This is a genomic window from Rothia sp. HMSC067H10, from assembly GCF_001810635.1.
In the GTDB taxonomy this organism is placed as follows: Bacteria; Actinomycetota; Actinomycetes; order Actinomycetales; family Micrococcaceae; genus Rothia; species Rothia dentocariosa.
Window position 1 is genome coordinate 36,201 of sequence record NZ_KV802271.1, and the last position, 14,638, is coordinate 50,838.

A 14,638-nucleotide genomic window follows, 5' to 3' on the forward strand; every position below is an offset into this window, starting at 1 on the left:
GCGGATGGTGGATAATGGCTCTATGCAGGTATCCCTTAGTAATTCTTCCGGCCAGTATCCTGATGATCCCCTCGCGACTATTCTTGAGCGTGCCATCGCGGAATACCATCCCGCGCCCACGCACTCCCCCGCCGATTCTGAGGCGTTCCGGGTCAGTGTTCTCAAGATGCTTTCGTGGGCGGCAACCCTACCGGCTATCGGAGATCGGATTCCCTTCTCGCTGACGATTCTCTCAACCGGAATGCGCTCGGTAGTGCTGCGAGTACGCTATGGATCTAACCCGCATACACCCTGGCAGCCCGAATCTGTCATCTTAAAACGTTATCGCCGCGGAGACTCGGCGACTAACGCAGGCGGTTTTGGATACCTTCGGGAAAAATACGGTGCGGTTGCCCTCGATGAAATGGTTCCAGATATCTACCCTGCCCTCTACGGTGTTGATGATGATCTACGCTGCTTAGCACTCGAAGACGTGGCTTTTGAAGGGTCGGTACCCGTTGCAAACTCCCTCATAGCTGATACCTCCACGCAGCTTTTCAACCAGAACAATACGGCACGCGCTTTTGCGGCTTACGCGGCAGTATGGGGTGAATTCGCCCGACAAGGAATTTTTGACGACACCGTCGATCAATATCGCGCGTCGCTCGCGAAGGCGGACCGCAGGGCACAGTTCCCGGGGGCAATGCCCTCCCCGAAACTTGCCAAGAAGGGGCTTCAACGCCTATATCCCGATCTCCCAGCAGAACGGAGCGAAGATGCCGAAGAACCTACAAACGATCTCCAAGAACTAATCTTCCGGTTCCATCGCATTACTCAGCCATTTTTCCTCAAACGCCCGCCGGTACCCGAGCAGTTTAAACGTAGCCGCGGGCAGGTCTATATGCTCTCGTCGGGAGATTTTTCGCCGCATAACGTGCTGTACTCCCCGGCCGATACGGCACCTTCTCGCGGTATCGGCACCCGCGCCTTTGATACGGAGGGAACCTGTATTCACCATCGCGGATTCCCTTTTGTGGAGGCGATGCTCGGGTTTCCCTCGTCGCCCCAGTACCCGCTTTACCGGGTAGATAGGGAACAGGAGCTTCCTAAATTTTATACGGTCCTCTTCGGTGAAATACCTTTAGATGCCAGGCTTGCAGAAGACATCGCGGTGTGCGCAGCTATTACGGTGTGTACGCTTTTGGAACTTTACGCCGACGGAACTCGGGCGCGGGTTCTTCCCCGCATTTGCCGCCAGGGTGTTGAGCTGATGCGCATCCTGCTTACTCTTGGGAACACCCAAGACCCTGCGCTTTACGATCTCATCCAGCGCCTTGGCGATTACGGTAAGAACCTCGAAAAATAGGTTAGACGGCATGTTCAGTTGCCTCACCGACGGCAAGCGTAAAATCCCAACTAATTCCGTTCCGGGTAAGAACCTGTAGGCATAGTGTTCTTGTAACGGCTACATAGATTATCTCGTATCTGTTGGATACTCTTCTGATGAAGAATACTCAACAGTCTTCTTCTTGCTCGCTGCGGTACCTCCCGATTTCTTCTTTTACCACCGAAAACGCTACGGATGAAGAATATCCTCGACGTGCCAGCATCCCTACCAGCCGGCGCATGATTTTCTCCTTCTCGGTACGATCTGAGAAATTCATAGAAGGACGCAGTTTTTTGCGCACGAGCTCCGCCGCGTCCTGACGTTCATCTTCGTCCGTGCGTGCAGCGAGCGCATCTTCAGCAAGTTCTCCGGTAATTCCTCGCTCTTTGAGTTCACGGCGCAGAGCGGTTCGGGAAAGTTTCTTATGTTTTCCCCGCTGTTCCACAAAGGAACGCGCATACTCGGCATCGTCAATCAGGTGAGCAGCCTCAAATTTATCGAGCAGTGACTCTATCAGGCTTTCCTCAAACCCTTTATCGACAAGTTTTTTCTGCAGATGCGCGCGGGATTTAGCAGAATACGCCAGCTGATTGTAAACCAGAGTCTTTGCTCGCGTGTACGGATCTGGCTCTTCGCGCTGTTTCCAACGTCCTGAGCGGTTGGTGCCCGGAACATTCGTCTTTTCTTCGGCAGCGATACCTCGAATAAGAGCTTCTTCTTCGGTGCTCAAAGGTTCGTTGAGGGCACTTCCCTCACGAAATAATGGGCCTGATAACCGTTTCTTCTTTCGTACTTTTTCTGGATGTTCTTCCTCTGCACGATGAACCCCAATAGCCGGGGCGAAGGGCGATTTTTCGGTGTTCTTGGGGCGCCGGAATCCTTTTTTCCAGTCCGGGTTTCGACGCTTCTTACGGGCGTCCGATGTACGCCCTGCTGAGGGTTTTGACGAAGCGTTTTGTGTACGGGGCTCTGCATCATGTTGAGCTGCAGCCCCTCCCCCTCGTGTGCGTGGGAACGAGCGCAATGAGGAAGAACGATAGGGTGCAGAATCGGGGTCGGGTTTGTCTTCCACATGCCCGTGTGCGGCGGGATGCCAATCAGAAAATCCTGTGGCTTTGCCCTCTGCGGATTCCTGCACAACATCAGAAGTTTTTTCAGCGTCAGAAATCGCAGGATCACTCAACGGGTTATCACCCCAGGCATCCGCCAACCAATCGTTACCCATGCCGCCTTCCTGTGCTGGTTCGATGCTGTAATCCTGTAGGTACAACGCCTCAAAAGGCGTAGAGTCTCAGATATGCTAGAGCGTGTGCCGCGTATCCTCAAAGCTAGGCTATCGTGGATGCGCGGCACACGCCATCTTATTTAGAATTCTTCTGCGAGCTCGTCGAGAGGATCGGCTTCAACCGATGTGGCTTCAGCTTCTTCCGAAGATTCCTCGCCTTCAGGATCGATAATTCCGAGTTTTACGAGGACCTTATACTGTAGTTCCTCAGTCAATTCCGGGTTATCCTTGAGCAGTTTACGCACGTTCTCGCGCCCCTGCCCCAGCTGTTCGCCATCATAGGTAAACCAGGCGCCAGACTTCTTGACGATGTCATGCTCTACCGCGAGGTCAAGAATACCACCTTCAACGGAGATACCCTCACCATACAGAATGTCGAACTCGGCCTGTTTGAAGGGAGGAGCCATCTTATTCTTCACGATCTTGGCACGAGTTTTATTGCCAATGGGGTTCGCCCCGTCCTTTAAGGTCTCAATACGTCGAATATCGATACGCACCGAGGCGTAGAACTTCAGGGCCTTACCGCCGGTCGTGGTTTCGGGAGAACCAAAGAACACGCCGATCTTCTCACGAAGCTGGTTAATGAAGATTGCTGTAGTGCCGGTGGATGCCAGGCGACCCGTAATCTTACGGAGAGCCTGGCTCATCAAACGCGCCTGCAGACCCACATGAGAATCCCCCATATCGCCGTCAATCTCGGCGCGGGGAACGAGAGCTGCTACAGAGTCGACCACAACGATATCTACAGCACCGGAACCAACCAGCATATCCATAATTTCGAGTGCCTGTTCCCCAGTATCGGGCTGCGATACCAAGAGGGCATCGGTGTCAACGCCGAGTTTGGCAGCATAGACCGGATCGAGCGCATGTTCAGCATCAATAAACGCCGCGATACCGCCCGCTTTCTGCACATTCGCTACAGCATGCAGAGCGACAGTGGTCTTACCGGAAGATTCAGGACCATAAATTTCGATCACACGGCCGCGGGGCAGTCCGCCGATACCGAGAGCAGCATCCAAAGCGATAGCGCCGGTTGAAATAACCTCCGTTTTCACGGTCTCTTTATCGCCTAGACGCATAATCGCGCCTTTACCATAATCCTTGTCAATTTTAGCCATTACGGCTTCAAGTGCCTTGGCACGGCCTTCTTCAGGAACACGAGCGACGCCCTGTGCCTTGCTGTTTTTTGCCACGATTAGTTACCTCGTTCTATTAATAGAAGGTCTCAATGATTCTTCGGGAGGTGCTTCTCGCAACCCTCTGCACACTACTCTACGAAGTCCGCCTGACACTTTAAGACCGGCGGCGGAAGAATGTGGAAAAATCCCCCAGAAAGTACAGATATTTTTACTCTGTGGATAGATTAGCATGACTCGAACAAAAATCCTATAAATCGCACAAATTTTCGGCAAATTTTTTCGAATTTATGCTCGCCGTGTCTATCTCAGAGTCTCCCCATGTGGTATCTCAACAGCCCCTAAAATCGGACTTATTCCGCAGCAATTCATGGATTCCAGCTACCTGCGCGGTTCACGGTCGGGTCCCAAACGGCGAACTGCCGGAATATCCTGTGTCTCGCAGACCGCAAGCCAAACATCCTTCGGCGCAACCCCAGCTTCAAGTGCCTCTAAAGCCGTCATATTCCCAAGCGACCCAAGCACCAAATCGCCCGCCAAAACTCGGGCATATCCAGCACCGAATTCGTAGTCCATATTGGTCCAAAACTCGCTGAGTTTCATCGTCCCTCCTTACATTTTCCCGTTTCAGGGCGCATCCGAGAAAAATCATGAGAATGCTTCATCAGAGTCCCCTGTGAAGGTAGACCTCTACCGTTGTCAGTGCATAAAAAAGCGAACCGCGCATCATAACGGATGCGCGGTTCGCTCACATAAGTCTCTTAGAGCGAAGCCATCATGTAATCGTTACGGTACTGCTCAGCAAGCTCGGCGGGAACGGTATCCGGAACATGTACGCCCTCTAGAATTGCCATACGGTCGGCGACTTCACGGAGCATCTGGTACATCGGGATATCAAGCGCCTGGCAAATCCATGCCAGAAGCTCCGAAGAAGCTTCCTTCTGCCCACGCTCAACTTCGCTGAGATAACCCAGGGAAACACGTGCGCTCTGTGAAACCTCGCGTAGGGTACGACCCTGGCGCTGACGAACGTCACGAAGAACCTCGCCAATAGCCTGGCGCAGAGGTACAGTCTTTGCCTCTTCCACAACAGGAGCTACCTGCTGCGGAGCTGGGTTAATTTCTTTCCACCGGGTAATACCATTAATAGATACACGCTTCTTGGTCATATGCGTTGTTTCTCCTCGTACGTAGGTCAACCAGTGTTCGGTTCTTACAGTTATTAAGCCTAACTCATTTTTTAGTTCTCGGCTAGCCTCGGGTACTGTACCGTTTATATGAGCCTGGCTAGTATATATTCAAACTTACCAAGCTATAGTTTTATTCCCATTTACCTGGGAAATTCCTGGAAACTTGATTAAAGTATCCCGTGAAAAGATACTTCAGCTGACCTCTAGATAAGGCTACGATGCGTCCTTAGTACCGTGCACAGCCTGGGTCAGCAGGAGAATTGCATCCGCCATTGCCGAGGCGCGAATCTGTACCCTATCCCCCTCATAGTGCCGCTGTACGGCATAGGTTGCCTCCGGAGTGTGCACACCCAAAAATACGGTACCAACGGGCTTACCATCGTGCGGCTCTGGCCCTGCAACTCCAGTGGTCGAAACCCCGTAGTCAGCTCCACAGATTCGTGCGGTTCCCTGCGCCATCTGCCGGGCAACTTCCGGATCAACGGAACCATTCTTAGCTAAAAGCTCCTCGTTTACGCCTAAAACGGATGCCTTGACCGCGCTCGCATATGAGATAACCCCGCCGCGGTAGTATTCCGAGGCTCCTGCAACGGTGCAGATAGTACCCCCAACGTCTCCTCCGGTGAGAGATTCCGCCGTGGCGATTGTCAGACCTGTACCGACCAAAGCATCGTGAAGTATCTGAGCGGCTTCCTTCGCACTATGCGGTACCGTTTTGAGTACGTCCATAAGTACTCCTCCCAACGAGATATATCCATCGTATAAAATACCGGGACAATCCATCTAGAATGTCCCAGCCTCATGACTGTGTGGGATGCTGCGCCAGCCATATCTGGCGAAGCTGGTGAGCATCACGCACGTAAACTACCCCTGTCCAGACGGTAATAGCGGTTACCGCCGCCATAAGAACCCATCCGGGAACCAACCAAGGCTCGCCGAGGAGTCCTAAGGGTAAGAGCATCACCACGAGAGCAACGGTTTGTAAAACGGTTTTGATCTTTCCGCCCTTATTTGCCGCCATAACCCCGTATTTGATAACGAAAAAACGCATGATGGTGATTCCCCACTCCCGAAGGAGAATTACAGCGGTTACCCACCACCACAGCTCGCCCAACCAAGAAAGGGTAATGAACGCCGCACCGGTGAGGAGCTTATCAGCAATAGGATCAGCGATCTTCCCAAAGCTCGTGATGAGGTTACGGCTTCGAGCCAGGTAACCGTCCGCCCAGTCGGTAATCATCGCGGCGATAAAGAGGGCAAAAGCAAGCCACCGCTGTGCTACATCTTCAGCTCCGAATGTTCCGCCCGCAAGGAGCACTACAACGAAAAAAGGAACTGCAATAATACGCACAACCGTCAGAATATTCGGCAGATTCCAGTTAGATACATGACGCTCGGTCTGCGATACCGCCGATACTGATTCCTGACTCACTGTTACCCTTCTCTACAGTCTGGTACCAACGACTCGTTGTTGGCTGCAAGTAACTCCCAGAGCGTAGCCCTTGCCTCATATCTTTCCAGTATACGAGGTATCGTTCCTATAAGAATGGCATTCCGATAAATCCTTGTTTGGGCTCTCGCAGTAATAGAAAAATTCCCGCTTCCGCAGCACGATATGCCAGCAGAAGCGGGAATCTCTCTAGGATGATGAAGAACACTTTGAATACGACTGTTGGTGGGTTACCGCCCCGTGAGCTGCCAGGCGTCCTCCGAGCCCTCATCGCTCTCTTCCACCGCATATTCGGCAGGCTCTGCGGGGTTCACCGCTTGCGCATACGGGTCTTCAAAAGTTTCCTCAACGGGTTCGGGCACCTCTTCACCCCGGATGCGTGCCAAGGTATTCTGCAGATCGTCTGGGCGCACCAACACATCGCGCGCCTTCGACCCCTCAGAAGGACCAACTATGCCTTGAGACTCCAGCAGATCCATAATGCGCCCCGCCTTCGCAAAGCCCATGCGAAGTTTACGCTGAAGCATTGAGGTAGAACCAAACTGCGTGGTAATCACGATTTCAGCCGCTTGGAGCAAGTCATCAAGGTCATCGCCGATTTCCTCATCGATCTGCTTCTTCGCGGCTGAGACCATAACATCTTCACGGTAAATTGTCGGAGCCTGCTGCTTCACGTGCTCAACAACCGCATGAATCTCGGATTCAGAGACCCACGCACCCTGCACACGCATCGGCTTCGAGGCACCCATTGGCAGGAAGAGCGCATCGCCCTGACCGATCAGTTTTTCAGCGCCTGGTTGATCCAGCACCACACGCGAATCCGTGACCGATGATGTCGCAAACGCCATACGCGAAGGAACGTTCGCCTTAATCAGACCGGTTACCACGTCAACCGAAGGACGCTGAGTTGCAAGCACCAGGTGAATACCAGCTGCACGCGCCAACTGCGTAATACGAACAATCGCCTCTTCAACGTCACGCGGGGCAACCATCATCAAATCGGCAAGCTCGTCCACGATAACCAACAGGTACGGGTACTCGTGAATTTTTCGTTTACTCCCCGGCTCAGGCTGAATCTTGCCCTCGCGTACGGCCTTGTTGAAATCGTCCACATGCTTAAACCCGTAATGCGCCAGGTCGTCATAGCGTGCATCCATTTCACGTACTACCCATTGAAGCGCCTCCGCTGCCTTCTTCGGGTTAGTAATAATAGGCGTAATCAGGTGTGGAATTCCCTCATAGGCGGTAAGCTCCACGCGTTTGGGGTCCACCATCACTAAACGCACCTGATCAGGTGTAGAACGCATAAGAATCGAGGTAATCATCGAGTTCACGAACGAAGACTTACCGGCGCCGGTTGCACCCGCAACCAGCATATGCGGCATTTTCGCCAGGTTCGCAAGCACAAAACCGCCCTCGACATCTTTGCCCACGCCCATAACCATCGGATGCGGGTTCGAGTGAGCCTGCGGGGACCGTAAGACATCGCCCAGAGATACCGTCTCGCGGTCAGTATTTGGAATCTCAATACCGATCGCCGATTTACCGGGAATAGGCGATAGTATACGCACATCCGGGCTGGCGACTGCATAGGCGATATTCTTACTCAGCGCGGTCACACGTTCAACCTTCGTACCGGCACCCAGCTCGATCTCGTAGCGGGTCACGGTCGGACCGCGCGAGAATCCGGTGACAACCGCATCAACCTTAAACTGCTCTAAAACGTTGGTCAGTGCTTCGACCATGTGTTCGTTCACTTCGGATGATTCCTTAGCAGGGGGACCCGCCACCAGCATCTGTTCTGCGGGCAGGTTATAAGTGCCCTGCGAAGACTCGACGGATTGTTCGGGGCGGGCCTGCTCGGTATGCGCGGTGCGCGTGTTGTTTTGCAGGGGTCGTGACGCCCCCGTACCGGCAGCCGCTGCTCCGCTGACCGTAGCTTGCGGCTTCGTCTGCGGCATGCGGGATGCACCGCTACTTTGCTGCGGTTTAGCCGATGTACCTTGCTGCTGCACTGCTTCCGGCTGTGACTGTTGAGCAGGCTGCGTCTGAGGACTTGCTATCTGCTTTGTCGCAACATTCTGCTCGGATGCGGCGGGTACGAGAGGCTGCACCGATGTGTCATCAAAAGCCTCTACATCAAAGAGTGCATCCGGTGCCACACGACCGTGTTCAACGGCGGCACGCTGCGCCTGAGCCAGGCGTGCCGAGGGCGCATCCGAAGCCTCATGATCGAACACGGTGTTCTCGGTGCGGCGTTTGGGCAGGCGGCTCAACCTACCCTGAGACGATGCCGAAGAATGCGGCGCTGGGGCTTCCGCAGAGGTTGCGGAAAACTCTTCATGAGTATTAACCACAGGGCTGGCGAATGCCTCATCGCCAACGTATTCGTCCAATCCCTGATCGGCCTGTTGGGAACGGCCGAATCCGAACCACCGCTTAATTGACCCGAAGATACCGCCGCGAGGCGTACGGCGTTCTTCCTCATCACCGTAAAGATAGCTACGATCATGTTCCGAGGCACTCAAATCGACTGTCTGAGTCGCTGCCGTGGAATCCGCATCATAGCCGTCCTGCGGGTATGCGATGGTCGGGTCGTCATCGGTGGAGGCAACCGGCTTTTCGCCCAAGGCCATGCGAACGAGATGTGTAAGCCGCGGAATAACCTGACGCACCGGAGTAGCCGTCAATACCATAAGCCCCATGACGAAGAGAGCCAGAATAACGAGCCACTGCACAAATACTATGCGTTGCATGAGAGGTCCAAGAAGCGCACCAATGGCGCCACCCCCGGCCCATACAGCCTCAAAACCGCCCGAAAAACTGGGGTATCCGGCGTTCATCGCGAAGAAAAGCGACGCTGCAATAAGGATGAGCAGCAGGCCGAGCGAGACTCGATTGGTGCGGCGAACATCATCTGGCGTACGGAAAACGCACCATGCCAAAATAAAGCTCAGAATCGGTACCAAAATAGCACCCTGACCGAAAACGCCGCCCAGCATGGTGTGCCATGCCGAGATTGGGGCATGGATAATGACCGGGGCAGACATGACGCGCCAGCTATACCATTCGACCCCAGCCGTAATAATGCCGAAAAGCAAGATGAAGAGCGCTCCACCATCGCGGCGTGCCTGTGGATCTAAATCTGTGCGATGCACCCCAAGAGCACGCACAGCGCCGCCCACCGTGTGGGCAATGCCTAACCACACTTTCGCAATAGCGTTTGCCACAGGGTTAGTTTCGGGGGTATTCGCGCGCTTAGATGTGCCCCGGGAACCGCGTGCCGAGGTTTTCTTAGCTGATCCGGCTTTGCTTTTACGCCCTTGATTACTCCGTGAAGCCATATTTACTAGGTTAGCAACCTTCCATGTGCTTGGGGCTAGATGCCGTCATTCTCTCGCGACCGATGCAATCGGGGCAAGAACGTGATACGACGCATCCATAGTATTCATATGCTACCGTACACGGGAACGGAGCCGACCGCTCAAGCAGCTATCGGCCCCGTTTGTCGTGTATTGTGCGGGGTACGTTCGCACAGAGCGTGCCCGCACCGCCTTTCGCCGTGGGCTGTGCGCTCGCTACACCGTCGGCTTAGGTTCCTCATCCGTTTTAGTCTCAACGACCACTGGGACGATCATGGGCTTACGGCGCAGGCGGCGGGAGATCCATGCACCAATGGTACGGCGCACAATCTGCTGAAGCTGCTGTACCGTATGCACCTTCTCGGGCGCGCGGTGAAGCGCATCCTCAAGGGCGGCGGTAATTTTGGGGGTGATCTCGTCGAAGACCGAATCGTCTTCGGCGATACCGCGGGCATGAATATCTGGCCCGGTTACCACACGTTTGGTAGCACGATCGATGACCGTCACGATAGAAACGAATCCTTCTTCGCCCAGAACGCGGCGTGCCTTAAGATCGTCCTCGGTCACCGAGCCAACAGAACGTCCATCCACGTACAGGTACTCGCAGGGAACTTCGCCAACGATCTTCGCTACGCCGTCTTTGAGATCCACAACGGTACCGGATTCGCACAGGAGCACGCCCTCTTCAGGAACGCCTGTCTCTTTCGCCAGTTCCCCGTTAGCAATCAGGTGACGAACCTCGCCGTGAACAGGCATCACGTTCTTCGGTTCCAGAATGTTGTAGCAGTACAGCAGCTCTCCCGCCGCCGCGTGACCGGAAACGTGAACCTTCGCGTTGCCCTTATGCACAACAGTCACGCCGAGTTTCATCAGGGCATTAATAATGCGGTACACGCTGGTTTCGTTGCCCGGAATCAGCGATGAAGCCAACACGACGGTATCGCCCGGTTCAAGCTGAACCTTGTGATCGCCATTAGCCATACGCGACAGAGCCGCCATCGGCTCGCCCTGCGAACCGGTACACATGAGTACAAGCTCATCGGGGCGGTATTCATCGACCTTCTTCAAATCTACAAGAACGCCCTCGGGTACCTTGAGGTAACCCAGTTTCTCAGCGATGGTCATGTTGCGCACCATGGAGCGTCCGACCAGCACAACTTTGCGCCCGCGCTCGACTGCGGCATCGAGCACCTGCTGCACGCGGTGAACGTGTGAGGAGAACGAGGCCACAATAATACGACCGGGCGCATCGCGGAATACGCTCGATATAACAGGTCCGATATTTTTTTCGGTGGGTGTAAACCCGGGAACCTCTGCGTTTGTGGAGTCAGGCAGGAATAGATCCACACCTTCGTCGCCCAGACGCGAGAAGTGACGCAGGTCGGTGATGCGCCCATCCAGTGGAAGCTGATCCATCTTAAAGTCGCCGGTGTGCAGCACAGTTCCTGCAGCGGTTCGGATAAATACGGCGAGTGCATCCGGAATAGAGTGGTTAACCGCGATGAACTCGCATTCAAAAGGACCAAACTTTTCGATCTGGTGTTCCTTTACGGTGAGCGTATAAGGCTTGATGCGATGCTCGGCAAGCTTCGCTTCTACCAGCGCGAGAGTAAGTTCGGAACCGATGAGAGGAATATCGGGACGTTTCTTAAGCAGATAAGGTACCGCCCCAATGTGGTCTTCGTGCCCGTGAGTGAGAACCATGGCGACTACATCATCCAGGCGATCGACCACATAGCTGAAGTCGGGCAGGATTAGGTCTACACCGGGCTGGGACTCTTCAGGGAAGAGCACACCGCAGTCTACAATCAGCAGTTTGCCGTTGATTTCGTAGACGGTCATATTTCGACCGACTTCACCCAGACCACCGAGAGGCACCACGCGCAGGGTGTCTTTCTGCAGTTTGGGAGGCGCCGGCAGATCATTTTCAAAAACGCTCATGCGTATCTCCTTGTTTTCTATGATTCTATTTTTCGTGTCGTCTAAGGGCGCACCCGCTGTGAGTATCAAACTCCGAAGCGTATCGGGTTGCTTCGCGAGTGCTGCTCATGCGGCTTGAGAGGCTGAGAGTCCGTTCGCTAAAGGTCGTGGACGCATCTCGCCTCTAGAGGAGGGGTCCACGCCTTCACGTTCCGCTTCTGCACGGAAAGCGGACCCGCGTGATCTTCTCGCTACATACGAGTCACGCTGGGTCCGCCCGAAACTAGCCGCAGAAAGTCTTATGCGTTTTTAAGAGTCTGCGCGATAGTGGAGGAAAGCAGATCCGCTCGGATAGCCTCCACCACTTCGGGTTCGGAAAGTACATGAGGCAGGCGTACAACAGGTGTTCCAAGAACGCCTTGCCAAGCCAGGATTTCTTTGGCAGCAACGGCGCCGGGGGCTCGTCCCATGGTGGCGTTCACAATGGGCACGAGCTGCAGGTTAATGCGCTGCGCACTCACAAGATCCTGCGCTACAACGGCATCAATAAGCTCACGGAAGAGCATGGGTGCCACATGCGCGGTAACTGAAACTAAGCCTACGGCTCCTACTGCCATCCAAGGCAGAGTCAAACCATCATCACCGCTGTAGTAATGCAAATCTGTGGTTGCCATAACGTCGGTTGCGGCGCCAAAGTCAGCCTTCGCATCCTTAACAGCAACAATATTATCAAGTTCTGCCAGCCGACGGTAGGTGTCGGGAGCAATCGGGATGCTGGCACGCCCCGGAATATCGTAGAGCATGATGGGTGTACTGGTGGCTTTTGCTACGGTGCTAAAGTGCACGTAAACGCCATGCTGAGTGGGCTTGTTATAGTAGGGAGTCACCACAAGCAAACCGTCAACACCAACCTTTTCGGCGCGACGGGCAAGCTCAATGGTGTGCGCGGTGTCGTTCGAGCCCACGCCAGCAACGATAGAGGCACGGTCTCCTACAGTTTCTTTGACGATGGCGAAAACTCGTTCGTTCTCATCATCGGTCATGGTCGAGTATTCTCCTGTGGTACCACAGACGATCAACCCGTCATGACCATTGTTAATGAGGTATTCCGCCAGGTGTGCAACCTGTTTTTCATCCACAGATCCGTCTTGAGCGAAGGGCGTTACCATTGCCGTGAGCAGACGCCCAAAGGGCGGGTTTACAAAAGTACCGGGGTTCATCACGTTCTCAGCCATACACCCCAGAGTACTATCTTAAGCTGTTCTTACGCTACATTAATTTTGCTTTTGTCCCGAAAATTTTCACTTTTTTGTGGAGTTCTGCGTTCTTGAGCTCAAAACGCAACTTCAAGCACTCTTCATGAACACGCATCGACTCCCCTAACAGACACACTATTTCAGGTCGGTCACACCACGACCGCGGCGCAGAGAAATCGCATTTCGCATAGAGGCGCGGGCACGTTTACGTTCACCGCAAACATCGTACATGCATGAGAGATTAAACCAGGCTTCCCAGCTGTTCGGATTTGCTTCGAGAACATCGGCAAATTTTTCAAGTTCTACTGAAGCGGCCTCACGATCAACCCGTCCGGAGGGACTTCGCGGCAGCGTATCTTCGGGAAGTTTACCCTGGGCATCAAGCTCCTGAGCCATCCGCTGTATACGCGCACCAAATATCACCTCGCGCACAAGCGCCCACGCACCCACTGCGGGCAAAAGCAATAGTCCTGCCCCGAGCAGAATACCTGCGATATTCCCCGACGCAATGAGCACGACCCCACGCTGTGCCGTAAACAGCAGATACAGCCCCAAGAGCGCCACTGTGAGCGCCGCAAAGATTTTACCTTTACCGCCCGCATCCACCAGCATAAATACTCCGCTAAAAATCAGCACGCCCAGTATTGACGCACGAATACCCAGCGGCAGAGGCAGCAGAAGCACGGTACAGACTAATAAGAGACAGGCAATCGCAACCCATAATCTCAACGATGTCAGCCATGAGGCGCCCCGCACGGGTTTTACCGTTTCTTGTTCAGAGGTCATTGGAGTCGGTATCCGCACGATCTACAGATCCATATACTTATCGAGTCCAACGCTCAACCCCGGATGCGCCGCAACCTTCCGCACACCTAAGAGCACACCGGGCATGAAGGATGCGCGGTCGAAAGAATCGTGACGGATTGTCAAAAGCTGTCCGGGGTCGCCCAGCAGAATTTCCTGATGCGCAACCATGCCGCGAAGCCGCACCGCATGCACGTTAATACCCTCAACTTTGCCGCCGCGAGAGCCCAGAGGATCGCTCTCGGTAGCATCCGGACTGATCCCACGTCCCGCTTCTTCTCGCGCAGCCGCAACCCGGCGTGCTGTGTGAGCGGCTGTTCCCGAGGGAGCATCAACCTTATTGGGGTGATGAATCTCGATAATCTCAACCGATTCAAAATACGGTGCCGCCTTAGCCGCAAATTCCGTCGCCAAAATGGATCCCAACGCAAAATTCGGTGCAATCAGCACACCCACCTGCGGGTGCTCATCAAGAAGCTCGCGCAAGGATTCCACACGTTCTTCAGTCCAGCCGGTAGTACCCACAACGGCATGCAATCCATGCTCTACGGCAAAACGGACGTTTGTCTCGGTAGCGGTCGGCACGGTCAAATCAACCACAATCTCAGCACTAGTTTCAACGAGCTTTTCGAGAGAATCTTCACGCCCTAAAGCGGCAACTAATTCAAGATCGGGGGCATCGGTAATAGCTTTGACCGTTTCCGATCCCATACGTCCCAATGCTCCAAGAACCGCCACCCGCCGTATTTTAGTCTGCGTTGCTTCTACCATTCTGTTGCCTCCAAAACTTACGAATAGCCCAGTTATCTCTACCTATTATCGCATGTAGTGTACAGCACGAATCGAGACATGATGTTGCTTATGACCAC

General features: G+C 54.1%; 12 protein-coding genes. 1 reads left to right on the forward strand and 11 read right to left on the reverse strand.

Annotation, left to right across the window (positions count from 1 at the left end; translation table 11 throughout):
- Window positions 1-22: 22 nt before the first annotated feature.
- On the forward strand, window positions 23-1,345 hold the full coding sequence (locus HMPREF2756_RS00200) for a hypothetical protein (protein WP_246825757.1): 1,323 nt from the start codon (window positions 23-25) through the stop codon (window positions 1,343-1,345).
- A 148-nt stretch (window positions 1,346-1,493) separates the two neighbouring features.
- Here HMPREF2756_RS00200 and HMPREF2756_RS11370 read toward each other — a convergent pair whose 3' ends face one another.
- From HMPREF2756_RS11370 to dapB, 11 genes are all read right to left on the reverse strand, one after another.
- The gene (locus HMPREF2756_RS11370; RefSeq protein WP_246825758.1) at window positions 1,494-2,591 is read right to left on the reverse strand and encodes a regulatory protein RecX; all 1,098 of its coding nucleotides are present in this window, start codon (window positions 2,589-2,591) and stop codon (window positions 1,494-1,496) included.
- A 140-nt stretch (window positions 2,592-2,731) separates the two neighbouring features.
- Entirely contained in the window at window positions 2,732-3,844 is a 1,113-nt protein-coding gene (gene recA / locus HMPREF2756_RS00210; RefSeq protein WP_004006268.1) for a recombinase RecA, read from the reverse strand.
- A gap of 324 nt (window positions 3,845-4,168) precedes the next feature.
- Window positions 4,169-4,390, reverse strand: coding sequence for a DUF3046 domain-containing protein (locus HMPREF2756_RS00215; protein ID WP_048778720.1), 222 nt, complete (start codon window positions 4,388-4,390; stop codon window positions 4,169-4,171).
- 158 nt (window positions 4,391-4,548) lie between these two features.
- On the reverse strand, window positions 4,549-4,956 hold the full coding sequence (locus HMPREF2756_RS00220; protein ID WP_004006266.1) for a helix-turn-helix domain-containing protein: 408 nt from the start codon (window positions 4,954-4,956) through the stop codon (window positions 4,549-4,551).
- A 234-nt stretch (window positions 4,957-5,190) separates the two neighbouring features.
- Window positions 5,191-5,706 carry a CinA family protein gene (locus HMPREF2756_RS00225; protein ID WP_070617109.1) on the reverse strand — a complete coding sequence of 172 codons (516 nt, stop codon included), beginning with the start codon at window positions 5,704-5,706 and terminating at the stop codon, window positions 5,191-5,193.
- A 70-nt stretch (window positions 5,707-5,776) separates the two neighbouring features.
- Window positions 5,777-6,409, reverse strand: a complete 633-nt coding sequence (pgsA, locus tag HMPREF2756_RS00230; protein WP_070617112.1) for a CDP-diacylglycerol--glycerol-3-phosphate 3-phosphatidyltransferase — start codon at window positions 6,407-6,409, stop codon at window positions 5,777-5,779.
- A gap of 248 nt (window positions 6,410-6,657) precedes the next feature.
- The gene (locus tag HMPREF2756_RS00235) at window positions 6,658-9,771 is read right to left on the reverse strand and encodes a DNA translocase FtsK (protein WP_070617114.1); all 3,114 of its coding nucleotides are present in this window, start codon (window positions 9,769-9,771) and stop codon (window positions 6,658-6,660) included.
- Between the two features lie 234 nt (window positions 9,772-10,005).
- Entirely contained in the window at window positions 10,006-11,730 is a 1,725-nt protein-coding gene (locus tag HMPREF2756_RS00240; protein WP_013398755.1) for a ribonuclease J, read from the reverse strand.
- A 278-nt stretch (window positions 11,731-12,008) separates the two neighbouring features.
- A complete protein-coding gene (gene dapA, locus HMPREF2756_RS00245; RefSeq protein ID WP_083301629.1) occupies window positions 12,009-12,944 on the reverse strand; it encodes a 4-hydroxy-tetrahydrodipicolinate synthase in 936 nt (311 codons plus the stop codon).
- Window positions 12,945-13,100: 156 nt separating this feature from the next.
- Window positions 13,101-13,751 carry a tetratricopeptide repeat protein gene (locus tag HMPREF2756_RS00250; RefSeq protein ID WP_070617116.1) on the reverse strand — a complete coding sequence of 217 codons (651 nt, stop codon included), beginning with the start codon at window positions 13,749-13,751 and terminating at the stop codon, window positions 13,101-13,103.
- Window positions 13,752-13,772: 21 nt separating this feature from the next.
- Window positions 13,773-14,540, reverse strand: coding sequence for a 4-hydroxy-tetrahydrodipicolinate reductase (gene dapB / locus HMPREF2756_RS00255; protein ID WP_070617118.1), 768 nt, complete (start codon window positions 14,538-14,540; stop codon window positions 13,773-13,775).
- Window positions 14,541-14,638: the final 98 nt, after the last annotated feature.